This is a genomic window from Bradyrhizobium sp. 153, from assembly GCF_023073835.1.
Taxonomy (GTDB): Bacteria; Pseudomonadota; Alphaproteobacteria; order Rhizobiales; family Xanthobacteraceae; genus Bradyrhizobium.
Genome location: NZ_JADPKH010000033.1, coordinates 35,729 through 54,776 on the forward strand (window position 1 = coordinate 35,729; position 19,048 = coordinate 54,776).

Here is a 19,048-nt window from a genome sequence, read left to right on the forward strand (position 1 = left end):
TTTTCAAGGAGAGGGAAAATGATCGAACGCCGTCAGGCAACCAGCGGCGCGGGCTGCACGCGGCTTTCACTCAGGCGGGCGAGTTGCCTGATTTCGCAGAGGCCGAGCAGATACGACACGACTGATTCCCCGCCGCAGTTCTCATTCGCACGGTCCGGATGCAGGCCGTCGCGGCAACTGCCGGTTTCCAGATCGACCAAGGAAGTCGAAAGATCGTTGCTGCCGAGGAACCATGCGAACACACGCGCGGCTTCGGCTTTCCACTCGACATCATGCTCGGCTCGCCACGCCGCGAGACAGGCGGCGATGGTGGCCGTAGCCTCGAGCGGCTGTTGATCGAACGGCCTCGGTTTCCGGCGCGTCTCGCCAAAACCTGCGGTGCCGACGGGCCGGAATTGACCGCTCGCGGCAGTCTGCTGCTTCACCAGCCAGCGCAGCGATCTCAAGCCGGCGTCCAGATAGACGGCACTCTTGGTCGCCATGCCGGTCAGGATGAGGGCTTGCGGCAAACGGGCGTTATCGTAGGCAAGGCCTTCTTCGAACCAAACCCAGTCCTGTGTCTCGACCGCATTGAAGATCGCAATCAACCGATCCGCCAGGCGAAGCCGGAGATCGGCGGCGCCCGCGTCGCCAGGGACGGCGGCACAATAGGCGTCGAGCCCGAGCAGGACGAAAGCCCAGGCACGCGGCGAGCGAAAGGCTTCCACACTCCGAGCAGCCTCGGCGAACAGCGCCGCAGCCCATTTCCGCCGTGACAGATTCGCGTCGGTCAACGCGCACACACCGAGAGCCCATAAGGTCCGGGCATGGCTGTCTTCCGAGCCGCTTTTCTCCAGCCAGCAGCGGTTAAAGCCCATGAAATTGCGAAACCGCTTTGTGTCGGGATTCCACGCGTGCTGGACAAAGCCGGCAAACCGGGCCGTCAACACTTCCGCCAATCGTTCCTCGCCGGGAATGTTGAGCGCACACGCCAGCAGCAGCGCGCGAGCGTTATCGTCGACACAATAGCCATGGGAGCGATCCGGCACGCAATGTACGGCGTGTTGGAACAATCCGGTGTCGTCGCACATCGACAGAAAATGACCGATGCGCATTTCCGGTGGCGCGCGGCTATCGCGCAGCAGCGTGCTGGTGTCCGAGCGCACGATTGCCTTTAAACGATGCCTGCGACCGGCATTGTCGAACGTCGACACGTAACATTCGGCTGTCCGTTCCCACGTCATGGGACGGCTGCTCGAATAGGCGCGCTTACGCATGGCCTGCCGCAACACCGCGTTGGTCAGCAGCTTCGCGATTTCATGGCCAGTGGCCGCCGTATCTCCAAACGGAACCAGAATACCACGGCCGTCGGCCAGCAGCTCGCGCGCATGCCAGTATGGCGTGGAGACGACCGCCTTTCCCAAGCCAAAACTGTAAGCCAGCGTGCCCGACGTCATCTGAGCTTCGTTTAGATACGGCGTCACATAGACATCGCACATCGAAATAAAATCGAGCAGCGTCGGCTGGTCGACGAACTGGTCAAGAAACACGACGTGCTTGTCGATACCGAGCTTACGGACACGCGCCACGAGGCTGTCGCGATAGGCCTCGCCTTGGTCGCGTATCAGGTTCGGATGGGTCGCGCCGAGCACGACATAGACCGCATCCGGACGGCTTTTCAGGATCGCCGGCATGGCGTCGATCATGACTTCGATGCCCTTGTTGTGCGACAGAAGGCCGAAAGTAAGAATGACCGACCGGCCGCTGAAACCTCGCCTGGCCTTGGCCTCGTCCGGTTCAACGAACGCGAATTCCGGAATTCCGTGCGCGATGACCTCGATCTTTTCGTCGGCCACCTGATAAACGGTTCTCAGCAATTCGCGGCCCTTTTCGGCCATCACCACGATCTTGGACGATATGTCGGAAATCCGGACGATGACTTCGCGTTGCACCTTGGTCGGCTCGGCAAGCACGGTATGGAGTGTGGTCACGACTGGCATATTCAGGCGCGACAGCAGGGCCAGGATGTGACTGCCGGAGTCGCCGCCGAAAATGCCAAACTCATGCTGAAGCGAAACAACGTCGAACCGGCTGCGGTTCAAGAACTCTGCCGCACGAATATAGTCCTCCGGCCGGTCGTCGTTGATCTGAAATCCAACTGCAGAAGGATAGTCATAGGCCTGGCCGTGGTCGGTCATCGCGACGACGACCGTTTCCAGATCAGGCCGCGAGGCAGCGACAGCGTGTTGAAGATCGGTAGTGAACGTGGCTATGCCACATCGGCGAGGCAGCGAATTGCCGATGAATGCGACCCGATTTAGCGCGACCACGTTTGCAGTTCCTCCGTTTTCGGCCGGGGATGCCCGGGCATGTCTGGGTAGTGCTCAACGAGTGCAACTGAATCTGCATCTGGGCCTGGATAGGCGAGAAGCGCCGTCAGGCCGTCGGGGCCGGCCTCGATCCTAAGCTGATCCGCCTCGATAAAGACGGCCTGACCGGCGGACATTGTCGCTGCTGCGATCTGGCCTTGCCCTTTAATCAAGACAATCCACGCCTCGTTTCGGGCATCGAGAGTCCAGACCGAGCCGGCGACAAGATCGATCTTTTCAAGGAAGAAATGGGCACTGGTGACGAGGGCCGTTCGCGTCTCATTTAGTTTTCGCGAAGGCCATTGACGCGGTGCTGGCGCCGCCTTGGCCGCGGCAACGGCATTGTCGGGATGCAGCTCACGCTGCCGCCCATAGTCGAAAAGGCGGAAAGTGGCGTCGCTGTGCTGCTGGATTTCGGCAAGAACGATGCCCGCGCCGATCGCATGAATAGTGCCGGCGGGAACAAAAATAGCGTCGCCGCAGCGAACCGGACGCCACTGCACGAGGTCACCGATCGAGCCATCAGTAGTGGCGGTTCGCAGCTCCGCCGATGACAGCCAACGCTTCAATCCGATGGCAACCCGGGCACCGGGCGCGGCCGAAAGAATGTACCACGCCTCGGTCTTGCCATTGGCCAGACCGATCGATCGGGCGAACGTATCGTCGGGATGAACCTGAATGGACAGCGGCTCGGTCGTGAAGAGCAGTTTGAGCAGCAGCACGCTTTCCGGAGAAGTCGCGCCCGCGCGCCGAAACCATAATTCGCCGATTGGATCGTCACTGGCGGCGATGTCGCTCCAGGGAAGCAAGTTGCGGCTCCCCCACGGCTTGCGTCGGGCCTCTACAATGGCGCGCTCGATCGACACTCGGTCTCCCTGGCCTATGCGGCGCAAGCCGTACCACTCGCATTCAGGCGCCGCTCTCTCTTCGAGAAGGAGGGCCGCGTGGGCTTGGCCTCGGTGATGTGGTTGCGCTAATGGCGTTCGCTGCCAACGCCGTTTACGGCGGCTCGCATGGCAGCTCAGTTCCGCAAGCCAGTTCTGCGAAGGATGACGTCCAGATTGGCATCATCGTTCGACGGGCGACGAAATCGTCACCGACTGTGCACTCTTTCCTGCTGGATAGATATGACTATCTTCGGTCATTGAGGTGACCAATACCTTCACATCCATGTTCAGAAAGCTGTCAGTGCTGCCAAAGAAGCTCCCTGACACCGGCGTGCACTGGCTGATATCGCGAGCGACCGCAACGGGGATCAGATTGCGGCCTCCGACGCTGCGGTTGGTCGGGTCGAAGGTGATCCAGCCCGCTCCGGGGACAAAAACCTCGGCCCAGGCGTGAGTTGAGCCTGCTTCGGCCGAACCCAGCAGGTCCTGGTTCGGATCGTGCAGATAACCCGACACGACGCGCGTACCGAAGCCGAGCTTGCGTGCGGCTTCTGCGAACAACACCGCTAAGTCGCGGCACGAGCCCCAGCCACGATCGAGCGTCTCGTTGGGCGATTGGGTGCCCTCGACTTCACGGCTTTGATACTGGATGCGTTGCGCGACACCGGCATTCAGGTCCTTGAGCAGGGCAAGGGTATCGGTCGGACTGCTGCGGATGAAACCTCTCGCCCAGTTTTGCAACCGCTCGGTTGGATCAGGATATTGAGCGATAGTCAGTGCTCCGAGGTCGGTCCATTCGTCAGCGGAGTAGCGGAATGGGTAGGAGATCGCCGAAACGGCGATGGCGACAATGGGCCAATCAGCCGTGTTGAGCGAGATATTCACTACGCTATCGATAACGAGCGTATCGGTCATGGTCGTGAACGTGGCCACAGCGACTGCATTACCGAAGACGTCATGTGCCCATTCCGGAACCGCTACCGGCGTTATCGTCAAGTTCTGCGATGCGAGACGAAGGTCGCGACTTTCGCGTGGACGAAGCATCAAGCGGTGTGGTGCAAGGCTCACCAACCCACGGAAGCGATAGATAGTCTTATGTTGAATTCGAAGCGCAACCAACAGGTGCTCCATATTTCATGCCTGCAAGCAGCTCGAGACAGACTATGCGATCTCGGCGCACGGCGCACTTGTAACTGCGGAATTCAGGTTCATATTGCTGTTATGGCCAAATCCCCAGTTCGCCTGCTTGACGTAGCCGTGTCGCAATCCGGTCAGGGACGTTGGAAGTGGAACGTTTCAGACGGTACAACAGAGATCGCGGCGGGTTTTGAGACTACGCGGGAGGCTGCTCAAACTCAGGGTGATTCTGCCTTGTTCGCGCTGCTGTCCATCAACCGGCAATAAAACGGCTGAGTTTGGCAAACAGCAGTCTCCTGCGCACGATTGCCTCCCGCCAACGGTCGACGCGGAGGTGCGGTAGTCTTTCTACCTGCATTGATCGGCGTTCAAGAGCGCAGAGATTTCGGCCGGACCTCGACGGTGCTCCGGCCTCCGGGTCGCGCGGCGCGCGTCTTGCGCGCCGACGCTCCGAGCCGAGGCCGTTCATTGGCGACAATGTACTCTCAAGTTCCGGCGCGCCACGACGGGCGCATCGATTGCAGGAATCCGCCGACGGCGGCCGCGTTTTAGAGCTCGCTATTCCCACTGGGGAAGCGTAGGGTTGCGACATCACCGCCCTTCCCACGGCTTCGACCGGTGACTGAGGGTCACGAGCGCTCCCGCCGAAGAGGAGGAGTGCGCATGTCGCGTTTTCGTCTGGTCGACTGGATCGTGCCGCCGGTGATCGTTCCGCTCTTTCTTTTGTTCCTGGTGTTCGTGGCGGCCGTCCTGCATGGATAGGGCGAGGGGAGCTCGACTGCCGCACGATCGAGAACACCAGCGGACGTCTCGCCTGTTATGACGCCGCTTTTCCTCCGAAAATCAAGGCGCCTGTGACGGTCGAGAGCGACGCATCGCGAGCGGCATACAAGGACCCGTTCGCCGCGGAAGAGGCCCTAACCGCAGCGAAGCTGAAGAATATCTGTCGCGGCTGCTGAGATTTGCGACACCGCAGTAGTGGGAGTGCGAGACAGGGAGGGCGGCGAAGCGAGCCGGCGCGGTCGTTGGCGTCATCCCGCGTTTGTCAGCAGTCAAAGGAGCCTTTGTGGCCCGCGAAACAATCTATATCGTGCAGGCATTCAACGCCGGCAAGGGCGGACATCTGAAGCCGGACTCTCCGATAGCCTGCAAAACAGAAAGTGCCGCGCTCCGAACGGCGGAGCGGCTCGCGTTGAGCAAGCTTGCTGTCGTTGCGTTCTCGTCAAATGGCGATCCCGAAATGGGCGACTATGACGATGAGCCTACAGTCATCTTTCGCAAGGGTGAGCTACCGGCGGCCTTCAATTGAAGGCTTCGGTTCGGATCAAAGCGACAAGAAGGCGAATATTGATGAGCGCTCGACTTGAAACACTGAAGACAGCCCGTAGTCGCATGATCGAGGATAGGGACGCGCATGCGACCGTGCTGGCCGCTCCCTTCGATCGCGACAAGGCCGAGCGTGCACGCAACAAATTCGTCGAGCTACAAACACTCATCGACGCCTTGGACCGCGCGATAAGCGGAGAGATGTCCAGCCCGTCAGGAAGTTAAGCCACGCCCAGGTCTCGTCGCGGGCGTTCGACTCGTCCGCCCTAGAACTGATACCGCCGCAAACCGCCATTCACCGGAATCACCGTGCCCGTTATGTACCGCGCCACCGGTGACGCCAGACACATCGCAAGCGCGGCGAGATCTTCCGGCTCGCCCCAATGATGGGAATGGTTCGCGATCGGAAGTGAAGCGCGTCCATTGCGGTCATTGTCGGCTCATTGGCCCTCAGCCGAACTGACTACGAGGGGCCGCATAGGCCGCTCTCAGAGGAGAACCGGACCTGACAAACAGAACGACCGGACTGCCGCTTGTGACCGCAAGCGAACATTCTCGGAGCGGGCACCGATGTACGCTATCGGAAGCAAGCCGATGGGTCGCCGCCTGCGTAGCCTTCCAGACAAACGAGGCGGCGGATTCACTTGCCGGCGTGGACGTGCCCGTGTGGTTCCCAATGAAAAACCGCGCGAGGCGTCAACGATTGAGTGTCAGAGTCGGGGCCACGGTTGCGGAATTGTCGTTTTGAAAGCCAATGAGCAGCACATAACCGCCGAATAGGATGACGGCCAACAAGCCATATACAAGGTAGGAAGGCCGTCCGGACCCGAGAGCGCTCATTTCGCTGGACCCTTTCTTGGCGAAGCGACCGCTCAGCTCTTTGTGGCCGTCTTTGAGAGTTCAGCTTCTACGCCGACTGCGCACGCCCTGGCGATTGAATAGTCCATACTCGTGGAGGCAACGGTCTTCACAAATTCGCCGATGACGTTGTCCCTTGAATAGGAGCCCGCCGCCTTGAACTTGGCGACGGCGCCGTCGGCCGCTGTGAACTGAGCGACGCATATCGGGACCAGGACAGACATCCGACCGTTGGTCTCCGCCATTGTGGTCATGGTTTGGGCGGTACCGCCGGTGACCCAGCCGCCCCAGGAAAATCCGATCGTTATCGCCGCAACAGCGCCGAAAGCGATTCCCTGGAGGAAGCGAGTCCGCGCCTCACCTTGCAAAATGTCGGGCATTCTCATGATGGTCTCCTTTTTTTGCGCACAAGCGGGTTCGCAGCCGTAAACGCCGCTTGCGTCCGCGCTTGGCAAAACATCCAGCTGTGTGAGATTGCGCCTTCCGATGGCACGCTAGCTGCCGCTACGACGACGAACAGCGACTTCGGAAGTCACCGCTTCATGGACAGCTTCAAGGCGAACACCTGCCACCTTGCCATTCAACGATAGTCTGTTGGCCTGATGCTGTACAGCACCTTCTTAGTTCCAGTCCAAAGGTAGCAGTGCCGTCGTCTCTGAGCGCGGTCTCAGGCCGTGATTGCAGCTCTCAGCGGCTTGGTCCCGACGACGTTCATGACCGCCTCCAGATTATGGGCCAGGCAGAGAGCTGTCTCGGCGATCACCATTGTGGCAGGGTCTTAAGGACTGACTCTGGCGGAGAATAGCTTGTCAGTGGAACGATCGAGCCGCTTATCGGAGCCTTGCGTCCCGTTCAGATGGCCGACCAACTCGCCGGAAAGTCGATAGATATTGATCCCTTTTAGATGATAAAGTTCTTGGCCGTTAAGGCTGAAGATGGTCGCGCCATCCACCACCCCAACGCGGGTGCCATTGCTATTAAAAATATTGCCGCTCATGACTGACCTCCCAGAGGCCCCGGAACCAAGTTGCACTTGTTGTAACCAGATAGCGAGACAATTCGGACGCCACACCGGGCACTTGGGAAAATCCAGACGACCATCGCCATAGCCAACGGAGGCAATTTAGCTCGGGATGCTAATTCGACCGTGAGAAGCTGTGTGACACCGGCAATTTAAGGAGACCTGTTACATCGCAATCGACGCAGCGGAATTTGCGTCCTCCCGTTTTCACGAGCACAAATCGCATAGGCCTGCTGCACTTCGGGCAGATGGGAGGCGGGGTATTCTTGGGCATAGGATCTCCCTTTCACCAAGGCGGGAGCTCAACACTGTCAGTCACCGACAACAGCCAAAAGCGCGAAACGGTGATAAAGCACCCTGCGCCTTTTGACGGTCCAGTAACGAGTCAATTCCGAGCAATCGACACGGTATTCCAAGCACTCCGCCATTTTTTAGATCGGCGCAATCACGGTTTCGATCCGCAGGATCAGAATTGCGCGGCTGGCTGCTTCTCACACGAACGATCAACATTGATTGGCATCGACAGTAGCGCAGCGATATTCGATCTCATCTTTACCGATATCCATCATTGGCACCAAAGCGGACACGGCGGTTATGGTGATGCTGCTGATAGCGTTCGTCGAGATTGGCATCTGTATCGGCTAACTACGCTTTACGGACCTTCTTGGCGCGCTCGGGCAACGTCCCTTGTCTCAAACAATAGCAAGAGGCGATCAACGGCCTTTCACTTCCCTAGCGCCGTTCAGCATAAAAAACAGCAGGCCCATCTGTTCGTCCTCATATCCCCGGATGTTGCCGCGCGCGAGCATCAAACCTTTCTCCTGAAACAGAGCGGACTTAGGTCTTCTTTTTCGCTGTCGGCGGATTGATTTCAGCGATCCTGCGCAAGCAGTCGGCTTCGGAAGAATGCGGGCCCGAGACGAAGGTTCCACTGACTTTGGTCGAGTACCAGCCGGATTCCACACCGAGACGAAGCGATTCTTCTGTCATGACGTGACGAGGCGAGAGTTTTTGCATCATGGTGCTTTCGGTTAGGCCGTTCCATCGTGGCAGGAACGGGCAGGATGAAGTGCTCACTTGAGCCAAACACTGGTTTGTTCAGGTTTCTTCCCCGAAAGTCGGGTAAGGTCCGCAAGCACCGCGGACACCAGGTCGCGGTGATGGGTGTCGGCCGCCGGCAGGCCGGCGGAATACAGGTTGAGCACGTAACGCGCCTTGGCCACCGCCTCGAGCCACGAGGTGGCCGGTGCGGCGAGGATCTCGATTTGACAACGCCCCGCTTGTCACGCAGCAGCTTCGCATCGGCCTCGAGTTCGGCGATTACGCGACGGATATCGGTGGCTTTCTGCGCCGCCATGCCGCGATGTTTGTCGAACTCGATCGGGCTCTCAGTCACGCGGCGCACTCGCATCGATGCGTTGCGCGTCGGACAGATCGATCGAACTGATCGAGATCATCTCCATCGCGGATCGTTGCGGCGGCGCGCCGGGCACCATGATCATGGTGGCGACCCGCCGGAAGCACGGAAACGAAAGGCCTTCGATCATCTCCTCGTCGGTGATGATTTCGTAAGCTCCCGATGCGAGCTGCCGGTCGATACCCTTGATGCGGAAGGGATGCCTGAAATGAACCGTTTCCCGTCGCGTGCGCGTGGTCATGCCGGCAGCCCGGCGAATCTGCGCGCGAAGTCATGAGGTTTTGCGGACATCGTCGCAGCGTGCGCGCTTTTGCGGCAATTAGCTATCGTTTTTTCCGCTGCCGGCCGCATTTGACCGAATAACCCGGCCGAAGCCTTGTACTGGTTCGTTTCGTAGCCATTTCAATTGTAAGGAGCCTGAAAGGCATTTCGAATGAAGATTCGCGTCGGATTCGAAATGCTCTACGATTTTCCGCAACCGACGCCGATGATCATGGTGCTGGGCACACACTTCACGCGCGCGTCCGATGTGATCGTGCCGGACTTCCTCACTACCGACCCCGCCATCGAGATCGGACCCTATCGCGACATGTTCGGCAACTGGTGCAGCCGCATGGTTGCGCCCGCCGGTCGTGTGCGTCTTGCGGCCGATGGCGTCGTTCGCGACAGCGGCCTGCCCGATCCGGTGTTTGCTTCTGCAGTTCAGCATGCGGTCGAGCACCTGCCCGCGGATACCCTGGTCTATCTGCTCGGCAGCCGCTATTGCGAAACCGAGCGGCTTTCGGAAATCGCTTGGCAATTGTTCGAGAAAACACCGCCGGGCTGGGCACGGGTCCAGGCGATCTGCGATTTCGTGCACCGTCACATCGCGTTCGGATACGAGCATGCGCGCGCCAGCAAGACGGCGTGGGAGGCTTACGCGGAAGGCAAGGGCGTCTGCCGCGATTACGCCCATCTCGCCGTCGCGTTCTGCCGCTGCATGAACATTCCGGCGCGCTATTGCACGGGCTATCTCAGCGACATCGGCACGCCAAAGCCTTGGGCCGCGGGCGATTTCGCCGGCTGGTTCGAAGCCTATCTCGGCGGCCACTGGCGCACCTTCGATCCGCGCAACAACGTGCCGAGGATCGGCCGCATCCTGATCGCGCAGGGCCGCGACGCCTCCGATGTGCCGATCACCCAGACGTTCGGGCCAAACACACTGGTCAGCTTCAAGGTCTGGACCGAAGAGATCGTGTGACGAAGGAGTGATCTCACTTCCGAGATTGTGAAGGGTTTCGGATGCCGGCCGCTTGAGAGACGGCGCGGCAAGTTCGGCGGCCGGCGTCCGAAAGCCTCCAAGGGAGGAAACCGCGCTTTGGGAACGTAGAGCAGTGCGGCAGGCGCTATGGTGATTTGAGTGCCGCGGGCGAGCTGTCTGATTTGGATCGAGCCGATGCAACGAGTCGTACGACGGTGAAGCGGCTGACTAATAAGCGGCGGGTGGTATCGAACGCGGTAGATTGTCGGACGATTTGCGGCGGGTGGAGGATATCTGGGTGCGCTCTGCCGTGGCCGTTCGAGAGCCGGCGAGCGCGAGGGGCAGATCTGCGGGATTGTGACGCGGTCATGAGGTGTCGATCCTGATGACGCTGGTTGGGGCTGTCGGCCGATGCCGCGGCGTTGCACCGCGGGCGAAGACCTCGATGATGATCATGTGACCGCCGCAGCATGGACAAGTCGGCTTGCTTGGATCGGCGGCCGCGGTGGGCTGGGCTTCAGGTTTTGCAACGGCGAGCAGCTCCCGCGCGCGTGCGACGTTGGCGGCGCACGCGCTTTTGGCGAACAGGCCGTAGTGGCGGATGCGGTGCAAGCCTTTTGGCAGCACATGGATGAGGAAGCGGCGGATGAACTCGAAGGTCCCGAGCGTCATGCGCTTGTGCCGATTGTGGCCCTCGATCCGGTAATCCTTCCACTTGAAGGTGACGCCCTGCTCGTCGACGGCGATCAAGCGGCTGTTGGCGATTGCGACGCGATGGGTGTAGCGCGACAGATAGGCCAGCACCGCCTCGGGTCCGCCGAACGGGCGCTTGCTATAGACCACCCATTCGCTTCTGCGCAGCGGCGCCAGATGGGTCGCGAAGGCCTGCGTGTCGGCAAGCAGGGCATGATCGCCGAAGAAGTTGAGGCGGCCGGCGGCGTACGCCGCCATGAGCTTCTCCAGGAACAGCCGGCGGAACAGGCGGGAGAGCACGCGCACGGGGAGAAAGAATCCCGGCCGGCAGGACACCCAGCGCTCGCCGTCGGGCGAGATGCCGCCGCCCGGCACGATCATGTGCACATGGGGATGATGGGTGAGCGCCGAGCCCCAGGTATGCAGCACGGAGGTGACGCGGCGGCTACTTGCTAGTTCTTCAGCAAGTCTTTGAGCCGCACGGAAGGCATCTATTTCGTGCTCAAAGACGAGGCCGCCGGGATCATTGACGTTTTCTGTACCGCAAAGGCCGAAGAAGAATCGCGCCATCTGAGCACCAAGCTAGCCGAAGGGTTCGTCTGGTGCTTTGGGACTCAAGCAGCCGTTGAGGAGGTGGGAAACTGCCGTCACGAGCTGCACGGGCGCGAACGGTTTCTGAAGCATTATGCTGTTCGGGACGCCCTGAACCAGCCATTCGTCAGCGGCCACGCCGGACATATAGACCACGGGGAAGCTCGGATTGACCTCACGTGCTGCGCGCGCTACCTCCCAGCCGTTGAACCTTCCCAGCAGATTGATGTCAGTCACGAGGCCGCGGTATGTAACGAGCCCCCCTTTAAGGAGGGTCACGGCTTCCTCGCCGGTACTTGCGACAGAGGGAATCAGTCAGAGAGCTGGCCATGCAAGACCAAGACAACGACCGCCGCGAATTCCTGAAGACCTGCGGAAAATTCGCGGCCGTGACGCCGCCGACCATCACCCTGCTACTGTCGACCTCTCTCACCTCGAATGCGATCGCGAAGTCTGGAGCCGGGGCGGTGCACCACCACCATCACGGCAACAATGGTTGGAGCAATGGCAGCAGCGACGGCAGCCCCAACGGCAAGGATGATAGGGGTCGCTGAGCCGTCTCGACGCACGACCTCAAAAGGAGGCGAGGATGCAGTCCAGGCACCGGGACGTAGATTGGCATTTCGCCTCCTTTGTCGTTTCGCTGATCTGGCTAGCGATCGTTGCTGCCGGGCTTCTCGCGGTGCTTTTCGGACGGCACTCCTGAAGGTCTCGCTTCCAAGTTGATGCTCAGACAAACGCTAAGCGACCATTCATTGAACCTGCCCTATCAGGCCGCCAATGCGCAGAAACTACCGATAAACAAGGATTCCGGAAAAGCCCTGTCGCGATTTGTGACCACCGCTGTGTACCACCGATTCGGCTCGTCGGACCGTCAATCTCATTTCGAGCAGTTTCACGACGAACGCACTGGCGTGTCCATTGGTTGCTGCGCGGAAACAATATGTTCCGTTCAGCCGCTCATTCGGTCAGATCACAAAGCACGCCATTGAGGCTCACTTGCAGGCCGGCCGAATCACGCCTCATCTGCTGGATCGAGGCACCGGTCAGGTGAGCATCGAATGCCTCGCTCGATGCATACACTTCATCGAGCATGACAGTGTCGGGTTCCGCTTGCGGCAGGAGTATCTCAAAAACCAGAGTGTCAGGCTCTGTGGCCCTGCAACGCTGTGCGTGAGCATTCAGGTGCTTGACGTATTCCGCCCGCTTGCCGGCGGCGGTCTTGATCGTTGCGATGACTGCTAGCTTGGCCACGTGCTCATCTCCCGGTTTGGTCAAGTCTGCGATTTGGCTGCCGCCATGCGGCGAGTTGCTTCCTCGCCCAGCTTCGTCACCACGCTGGCCGGGCGCAACATGACAACGAGATCGGTCATCTTGCCGGCCTCGTTGAACCGGACCAGGTCCGCGCCGAACAATCGGTCCTCGCCAACACGGGCACTGAATTCGAGGGCGTAGCCGTCTTCGCGGCCAAAAGTGCGATGGTAGTCAAAGTCTGCGAAAATAATCCGAGAATTCCAACGAGCGCGTCCGTCGCCCTGTACGGCTCGAACCGTGCCGGATTGTGATAAGAGTCACGTCGTCGACCAGCAAGGCGGGGAGATGGTCGCAATCTCGCTCCGTTACGATGCGGTGTCACTCTTCCAGGCCGGCTTGCGCTGCGGCGCTTGTGCGAAGGTTTGAGTTCTCGTGACCCATATCAGTCTCCGTCAGGCGAAGGGGTTTTGCAGGATGAGCGGGCAAATCGTTGGACGATGGCGACCAACTTCGCCGTCAGGCCCGATAGCGTGCGGCGGGCTTGGAGTTGCCGAACCCTGCCGCCAGGACCCCCCGTGCCTTCTCAAAGACGTCCCACGCCGCCACATCTGGCACCGGCGGAATCGTCACCAGTTCCCTGCGATCGAAACCGACCAGGGCTGCATCCACGAGATCTTCGACCTCCATGACATTGGGCACCTTGCTGGCGTCACCGCCAGCGCGTTCATAGATTTCGGTGCGCGTGGCCGCTGGCAGCACGGCCTGCACATAGACGCCCTTCGGCCCGACTTCGGCAGCGAGGCCTTGCGACAGCGTCATCAGGTATGACTTGGTCGCCGGGTAGATGCCCCGGGAATATTCCGGGAGCAGAGCCAGTACCGACGCGATGTTGATAATCGCGCCGTTGCCGCGTTCAACCATGCGGCCGACGACGGCGGACGCGAGCAATGTCGGCGCGACCACGTTCAGCCGTACCAGCTCGTCCATCTTGACAGGATCGGCGCTCGCGAAATCGCCGATCAACGCCGCGCCTGCATTGTTGACGAGGATGTCGATGGGCGGGTCGGAGCGGAGGCGCCGGAGGACCGGTTCGAGTTGCGAGCCGTCGACCAGGTCGGCCGTGATGACTTCGACGGCAATGCCACGCGCATTGCGCAGTTCGGTGGCGAGGGTGTTGAGCCGGTCGGTGGCGCGAGCGACGAGCACGAGATCGTGGCCGCGTGCGGCCAGGCGGCGTGCGTAAACTGCGCCGATGCCGCTCGAAGCGCCGGTAACGAGTGCGACTGTCATGGATGTTGTCCTGATTGAGTTTCGAGCATTGGGATGCTCTGCCGGGGATCGGTGGTGAGAAATCGTCGGAGCGGCATGGTTAGCCGCGCACCTTCAGATGAAGCATCGGATGATGCTCATAGTGACCGGCGCCGTTCTTCACGATGGGGTCTTCCGAGGTGATCGCCTTGATATCCTGGTCATCGGCGATCTGATAGAGCGACACGCCATAACCGCCACTCGGGTCCATGACGGGGCCGTGCGCGACGACCTGTCCCTTTGCGAGCAGATCATCCAGGAACGCACCATGCTGCCTCATCCATGCTTTCTCATCGGCCGTCATGGTCGCGAGAAAATCGGCGCGCGGGGGGATGTACTTGCACAAATAGTACTTCATAGCAGGCTCCTCGGTGAACGAGACATTTCAGCTTGTTTGGATATCCCTCGGATGGAGGGATCAATCGGCCACGCCCATCTGTTTGCGAAAACTCTTCTCGAAGATCTTTTCGGGAACGAAGCGCCGCATCAGGCGCAGACGGCCCGCCATCTTTCCGGGCGTGTAGCGAATGCTCGGCTCTTGTTCGGTGGCAGCCTGGACCACCTTGTCCGCCACGGCTTCCACGGGATCGCCGGCCGCAATCCCGTTGCGCCAGGTCGCGTTCATGGCCGCGCGTCCCTTGTCGTAGGCGCTCAGGATCCGATCCGGCTTGTCGCCATTCTCTTCCAGCGCGGTGCGGGTGAAGACCGGCTCGACCAGCGAGACACGAATGCCGAAGGTTCGCAGTTCGTGGTCGAGCGACTCGGAATAGCCTTCGACGGCGTGCTTGGTGGCGTTGTAGAGCGATGTATAGGGTCCGGGCAGGAAGCCGGCCACCGAACTGATGTTGATGATGCGCCCCTGGCCCTGCTTGCGCATGATGGGCAGCACTTCAGTGGTGGTTCGAAGGATGCCGAAGACGTTGATGTCGAACAGGCTCCGGGCTTGAACGATCGACGATTCCTCGGCGGCGCCGATCAAGCTGCGGCCAGCGTTGTTCACGAGCACGTCGATCCGGCCTGCAAGCCCGACGACGTCCTTGATCAGCTGGTTGACTGACCCATTATCGGTGACGTCGCAGCGGAGCATATGAATGCCCTGTCGTACCTCGTTGGGGGCGGCATGACGGCTGGTGCCGAACACCCGATATCCCGCGCGGATCAGGGCAACGCCGGCTGCAAGCCCGATGCCTCCGGAAGCGCCCGTGACCAGGGCGACCTTTCCGCCCGCTGCCCGTGATTGTGCCTGTGCCATCTCAAACTCCTCGTCGGCGCGTTCAATGATTATGCTCGTAATCATAGCCTATTTATGATTATGTATGTAATCATTGTCAAGAGGGCTTTTTGGGCCGCGGCCCAGGCCCCCATGAAAGAGGCCACACCGGCGTTGTGTCGGCCGACGCCATCGGAAGGACGGGGTTCGTGAAGGTCAGCAAGGAAACGGTCGAGCAGAATCGCGAGCGGGTGATCGCGACCGCCGCAAGGCTGTTCCGGGAACGTGGGATCGACGGTATCGGGCTTGTCGACTTGATGAGGGCTGCCGGGCTCACTCCCGGAGGCTTCTATCGGCAGTTCAAGTCAAAGGACGACCTCATCGTCCAGGCGGTCCAGCGGGCCTACGAGGATATGAGCGAGGATATCGCGGGCCGAATTGCAGCGAGCGATGATCCGCTGGAAACCCTCGTGCGGTATTATGTGTCGGGCTATCACCGCGACAATCCGGGGCAAGGGTGCGGCCTGGCGACAATGGCTGCCGACGGGGCACGTCACGACGATCCGGCGCTGCGGGAGTGCTTCGGCGGCATCGTCACCAACTATATCGGGCTTCTCACCAAGCTCGTGCCAGGAAGTAGCGCAAAAACGAAGCGGAGCGCGGCGATAGCGGCGCTCGCCGAGATGATCGGATCGGTTGTGCTCTCCCGCGTGGTGCCAGATCCCGCGCTATCCGGTGAGATCATCGACACGGTCTCGAACGATCTAGTGAAACGCCATGGGAAATCTGCTCGAATGGCTTGATGAGCCTCTCGCACATTGGCGGAGATTGCAGAAACCTAGCTAGAGTGAATCGAAACGTTCGTGGCCTTCCGGCCATCTGGACATCGGGATATCCGGGGCGAGGTCGGCGGCCTCTAGTCCCGAGCCGAAGGCCCGGTCCTTTGAACCAAACACGGCAAGCTTACACCTAGCTGAGTTGAGCATGCGTGAAGTGTGCGGCCTGTTGACACGCGAAGCCCAACCGCGAAGCGCGTTCGACCGGTCCTCTGATGGGAGTGAAACGGGCGAACCGCATTTGGCCCATCGACGAAGTGTGGGCGCACCTCACTGAGGTCCGCGTCGTTTCGAGGCTTGCCCCGAGCTCAGAAATGTTGAGGCGTATACGTGGGCTATCGCTCAGCGAGACCGACGTAGATGGATGTCTCGTTTGGCTCTTAGCCAAACAAGGCTGAGGCCGTCCCGCCGACCGCACCGCGGAGCCAGTGCGCGGTCGGATCAGACGCGCGCACGACCAAAATCTGAAGCGCAGCTTGGCGCCAGCCCATAAGTGAGAACCTGCAGCCGCGTCTATTAATTGTCCGGTGATGCGGATCCTGCCAGCTGCCTTTCGAACGCTCCCTTCGAGCACGTAACGCACGCCCAACTCACGTCCCACCTGCTTGATGTCGACGGATCTGCCTTTGTAAATGAATGTCGAGTTGCGGGCGATGACGAAGAGCGATTTGAACCGAGAGAGCGCAGTGATGATGTCCTCGACCATACCATCCGTGAAGTATTCCTGGCCGGGATCGCCAACATATTCTCGAAAGGTAAGACGGCAATGGAGGGCTTGTCGGGCAGTGGTGGAGAGGCAGCAATGTCTAAGGGCTTCTCGATTGCAGCGGTGGCGCTGATTAGTACAGCGCAACTGGATCAGTACTTAACCAACGGTCGATACGTCGACGCAGCCATGGCTATGCTGCGGCAAATCAGGCACGCGTTCGGGTTTTGATAGCTCGCACGGGAAAGCCGCCTCAGGCGCGCCTTACCAAAGCGTTTGTTGTTTGAGCGGTTCGGGGGCTTTGGCTCTATCCCCAGTCGAGTCGCCGCGGGCTTTTGCGCTTGCATCATCAATCGACTTCTTCAAATCCAGTAGCGCATTCTTGACCCAGTCCATCGATGTTTCCAGGGCTGTAAATCGGCCGTTCGAATACCACGCGATTGCTACAAGCGCGCCTAGGAGCCCTAGGAAGTACTCCCAGCCGATATGAACTGTTATTCCCTCCATATGCCCATAGGCTAGGCGTCGCAGGCTTTCCGGCCAAGGCTCGTGAATGTGCCAAACGAAGCACAGCTCCGGGCCTCGCCGCGCCCGCCATGATCTGCGATCGTCGGGGCATGAACGATGCCACTGCAGGCCGCAATGATCGTGGACGCGCCGTGCCGACGGTTTCCGATGTGCTCCAAGATGGTACCCTGATTGAGCTCGTGTACCGACCAGAGGAGCGGACTACGCTCCTCGGTACGTATTCTGCAGGGCGTTGGACGCTTGGGAGGTCCGTCGACGTGGCGGGACAACGGCTGGTCCCATTCTCCCCAAATAATAATCTCATCAAGAATGAGGTGGTTCTGCTTCCTTCGGAGCCCCGGATTTACGAAAGCGAGCAGAGCCTCATCTCCGAGATCGCCGGTTTTATCCACCTCTATGCAGACCTCACTCCGATTTTCGAGCAGGTTGCCTGCCACTATGTGCTCCTGAGCTGGCTGTACGAGGCCTTCAACGAACTGCCCTACCTCCGGCTTCGTGGGGACTTCGGTACTGGGAAGACGCGATCACTCCTGACAATCGGTTCGCTCTGTTACAAGCCATTCTTTGCGAGCGGAGCCTCGACCGTCTCGCCGATCTTCCACACGCTCGACGCGTTTCGAGGGACGTTGATATTTGACGAGGCGGATTTTCGCTTTAGCGATGAACGATCAGAGATCGTCAAGATTCTCAACAATGGCAACATGCGTGGCTTTCCGGTGTTGCGCACCGTGATGAATGGCCAGCGCGAGTTCAATCCGCGGGCATTCCATGTGTTCGGCCCAAAGATCGTAGCGACACGAGGGCGGTACGAGGACAGGGCACTGGAAAGCCGCTTCATTACCGAGGAGACAGGCGGGCGGCCGCTACGCGCCGACATCCCCATCAACCTGCCTGAGACGTTCAAGGAGGAAGCGCGCGAGCTGCGTAACAAGCTGCTGCTGTATCGCTTCCATAGAAGACACGAGGTCAAGCTCGATCCTAGTCTTGTAGATCCAAAACTGGAACCGCGCATCAATCAGATCATGCTGCCACTGCTCAGCGTCGTCGGTGATGCCGCCCTTCGCGACGAGCTTAAGAAGGCCGCACAGCGTACCCAGCTCTCGTTGATTGCTGAGCGCGGTCTTCTGATGGAGGCCCAAGTGCTGGAAATTGTTACTGAACTGATGTGGATTTCCAGGCGGCCCGTTCTAGCCGTCGGAGAGATTACGATGAGTTTCATCAATCGGTACGGCGCCGAATATGAGCGGCCAATCACGAACCGGTGGATAGGAAGCGTCCTGCGCAACAAGCTGAATCTTCAGACTTACAAATCCCACGGGGTGTATGTCGTTCCGCTAAGCGAAAGGGAGAAGGTCGAGCTTCTATGCGAACGGTACGGCGTGAATGTTTTCGCCGATAACGTGATGATGGATACAGAAGGGGACGTGGGGACTTCGGGGACGTAGCAGGCGCGCGATAGAGCGGCGCCGGTTACGGGAAGATTCCCATTATCGAGCTCACGGTCACGCCATGCGAACTCCCCACGTCCCCTTGTCCCGCTCCACACTCCTTTCATCGAAGCGTGGCACTATCGACTGAGCCACAATGGGGTACGGCGTTCTATCTCGGTGACGAGTTGGCACTTTTTCGCGTCTCGAACTGAGGTGTTCTCAGGCGAATAATTGCGTGTGTGCCTGTCATAAGGCCAC

General features: G+C 59.8%; 19 protein-coding genes and 5 pseudogenes. 6 read left to right on the forward strand and 18 right to left on the reverse strand.

The genetic code is table 11. The features are described from left to right. Positions 1–32: 32 nt before the first annotated feature. From IVA91_RS09440 to IVA91_RS09450, 3 genes are all read right to left on the reverse strand, one after another. Entirely contained in the window at positions 33–2,309 is a 2,277-nt protein-coding gene (locus IVA91_RS09440; protein ID WP_247458594.1) for a glycosyltransferase family 4 protein, read from the reverse strand. Continuing rightward, positions 2,297–3,214 carry a class I mannose-6-phosphate isomerase gene (locus IVA91_RS09445; protein WP_247458595.1) on the reverse strand — a complete coding sequence of 306 codons (918 nt, stop codon included), beginning with the start codon at positions 3,212–3,214 and terminating at the stop codon, positions 2,297–2,299. The genes IVA91_RS09440 and IVA91_RS09445 overlap by 13 nt, the downstream gene beginning before the upstream one ends. 201 nt (positions 3,215–3,415) lie before the next feature. Next, complete coding sequence (locus IVA91_RS09450) at positions 3,416–4,354, reverse strand: transglutaminase family protein (RefSeq protein ID WP_247458631.1); 939 nt, start codon at positions 4,352–4,354, stop codon at positions 3,416–3,418. Between the two features lie 1,084 nt (positions 4,355–5,438). On the opposite strand from IVA91_RS09450, the gene IVA91_RS09455 reads away from it, so the two are divergent. Then, a complete protein-coding gene (locus IVA91_RS09455) occupies positions 5,439–5,681 on the forward strand; it encodes a hypothetical protein (protein ID WP_247298287.1) in 243 nt (80 codons plus the stop codon). 41 nt (positions 5,682–5,722) lie between these two features. Then, complete coding sequence (locus tag IVA91_RS09460) at positions 5,723–5,923, forward strand: hypothetical protein (RefSeq protein WP_247279110.1); 201 nt, start codon at positions 5,723–5,725, stop codon at positions 5,921–5,923. Between the two features lie 41 nt (positions 5,924–5,964). On the opposite strand, the pseudogene IVA91_RS09465 reads toward IVA91_RS09460, so the two are convergent. The 6 genes and pseudogenes from IVA91_RS09465 to IVA91_RS09490 all read right to left on the reverse strand — a co-directional run. Continuing rightward, positions 5,965–6,084 (reverse strand): annotated as a pseudogene (locus IVA91_RS09465) (SDR family oxidoreductase); the annotation flags it as partial. 486 nt (positions 6,085–6,570) lie between these two features. Next, the gene (locus IVA91_RS09470) at positions 6,571–6,942 is read right to left on the reverse strand and encodes a hypothetical protein (protein ID WP_247279111.1); all 372 of its coding nucleotides are present in this window, start codon (positions 6,940–6,942) and stop codon (positions 6,571–6,573) included. 392 nt (positions 6,943–7,334) lie between these two features. Then, positions 7,335–7,553: a 4-fold beta flower protein gene (locus IVA91_RS09475; protein WP_195785838.1), complete on the reverse strand. Its 219-nt coding sequence runs from the start codon at positions 7,551–7,553 to the stop codon at positions 7,335–7,337. Between the two features lie 861 nt (positions 7,554–8,414). Next, positions 8,415–8,594, reverse strand: coding sequence for a hypothetical protein (locus tag IVA91_RS09480; protein WP_247279123.1), 180 nt, complete (start codon positions 8,592–8,594; stop codon positions 8,415–8,417). Between the two features lie 56 nt (positions 8,595–8,650). After that, positions 8,651–8,973: pseudogene (locus IVA91_RS09485) on the reverse strand (hypothetical protein). Continuing rightward, complete coding sequence (locus IVA91_RS09490; RefSeq protein ID WP_247279112.1) at positions 8,966–9,235, reverse strand: hypothetical protein; 270 nt, start codon at positions 9,233–9,235, stop codon at positions 8,966–8,968. The pseudogene IVA91_RS09485 and the gene IVA91_RS09490 overlap by 8 nt, the downstream one beginning before the upstream one ends. A 192-nt stretch (positions 9,236–9,427) precedes the next feature. On the opposite strand from IVA91_RS09490, the gene IVA91_RS09495 reads away from it, so the two are divergent. After that, positions 9,428–10,234 carry a transglutaminase family protein gene (locus tag IVA91_RS09495; protein WP_247298278.1) on the forward strand — a complete coding sequence of 269 codons (807 nt, stop codon included), beginning with the start codon at positions 9,428–9,430 and terminating at the stop codon, positions 10,232–10,234. Between the two features lie 366 nt (positions 10,235–10,600). On the opposite strand, the pseudogene IVA91_RS09500 reads toward IVA91_RS09495, so the two are convergent. After that, positions 10,601–11,365: pseudogene (locus IVA91_RS09500) on the reverse strand (transposase); the annotation flags it as partial. 144 nt (positions 11,366–11,509) lie between these two features. Beyond that, a pseudogene (locus IVA91_RS09505) lies at positions 11,510–11,824 on the reverse strand (response regulator); the annotation flags it as partial. Positions 11,825–11,847: 23 nt separating this feature from the next. Here IVA91_RS09505 and IVA91_RS09510 point away from each other — a divergent pair. Continuing rightward, positions 11,848–12,072, forward strand: a complete 225-nt coding sequence (locus tag IVA91_RS09510; protein ID WP_247458596.1) for a hypothetical protein — start codon at positions 11,848–11,850, stop codon at positions 12,070–12,072. 406 nt (positions 12,073–12,478) lie between these two features. Here IVA91_RS09510 and IVA91_RS09515 read toward each other — a convergent pair whose 3' ends face one another. The 5 genes from IVA91_RS09515 to IVA91_RS09535 all read right to left on the reverse strand — a co-directional run bounded on the left by IVA91_RS09515 (position 12,479) and on the right by IVA91_RS09535 (position 15,332). Continuing rightward, entirely contained in the window at positions 12,479–12,772 is a 294-nt protein-coding gene (locus IVA91_RS09515; RefSeq protein WP_247458597.1) for an antibiotic biosynthesis monooxygenase, read from the reverse strand. Positions 12,773–12,792: 20 nt separating this feature from the next. Next, a complete protein-coding gene (locus IVA91_RS09520) occupies positions 12,793–12,933 on the reverse strand; it encodes a hypothetical protein (RefSeq protein ID WP_247458599.1) in 141 nt (46 codons plus the stop codon). A 355-nt stretch (positions 12,934–13,288) separates the two neighbouring features. Beyond that, on the reverse strand, positions 13,289–14,062 hold the full coding sequence (locus IVA91_RS09525) for an SDR family oxidoreductase (RefSeq protein ID WP_247458602.1): 774 nt from the start codon (positions 14,060–14,062) through the stop codon (positions 13,289–13,291). Positions 14,063–14,141: 79 nt separating this feature from the next. Beyond that, positions 14,142–14,438, reverse strand: a complete 297-nt coding sequence (locus tag IVA91_RS09530) for a YciI family protein (protein ID WP_247458604.1) — start codon at positions 14,436–14,438, stop codon at positions 14,142–14,144. A gap of 60 nt (positions 14,439–14,498) precedes the next feature. Further along, positions 14,499–15,332, reverse strand: a complete 834-nt coding sequence (locus tag IVA91_RS09535; protein ID WP_247458606.1) for an oxidoreductase — start codon at positions 15,330–15,332, stop codon at positions 14,499–14,501. A gap of 167 nt (positions 15,333–15,499) precedes the next feature. Here IVA91_RS09535 and IVA91_RS09540 point away from each other — a divergent pair, with 167 nt between their 5' ends. Next, entirely contained in the window at positions 15,500–16,093 is a 594-nt protein-coding gene (locus IVA91_RS09540; protein WP_247458608.1) for a TetR/AcrR family transcriptional regulator, read from the forward strand. A gap of 517 nt (positions 16,094–16,610) precedes the next feature. Here the strand turns inward: IVA91_RS09540 and IVA91_RS09545 are convergent. Together IVA91_RS09545 and IVA91_RS36780 are read right to left on the reverse strand one after the other, a co-directional pair. Then, positions 16,611–16,927, reverse strand: a pseudogene (locus tag IVA91_RS09545) (adenylate cyclase); the annotation flags it as partial. Positions 16,928–17,096: 169 nt separating this feature from the next. Beyond that, the gene (locus tag IVA91_RS36780; protein ID WP_256466400.1) at positions 17,097–17,228 is read right to left on the reverse strand and encodes a hypothetical protein; all 132 of its coding nucleotides are present in this window, start codon (positions 17,226–17,228) and stop codon (positions 17,097–17,099) included. A gap of 221 nt (positions 17,229–17,449) precedes the next feature. Here IVA91_RS36780 and IVA91_RS09550 point away from each other — a divergent pair, with 221 nt between their 5' ends. Beyond that, positions 17,450–18,805, forward strand: coding sequence for a hypothetical protein (locus IVA91_RS09550; protein WP_247458610.1), 1,356 nt, complete (start codon positions 17,450–17,452; stop codon positions 18,803–18,805). Positions 18,806–19,048 lie beyond the last annotated feature (243 nt).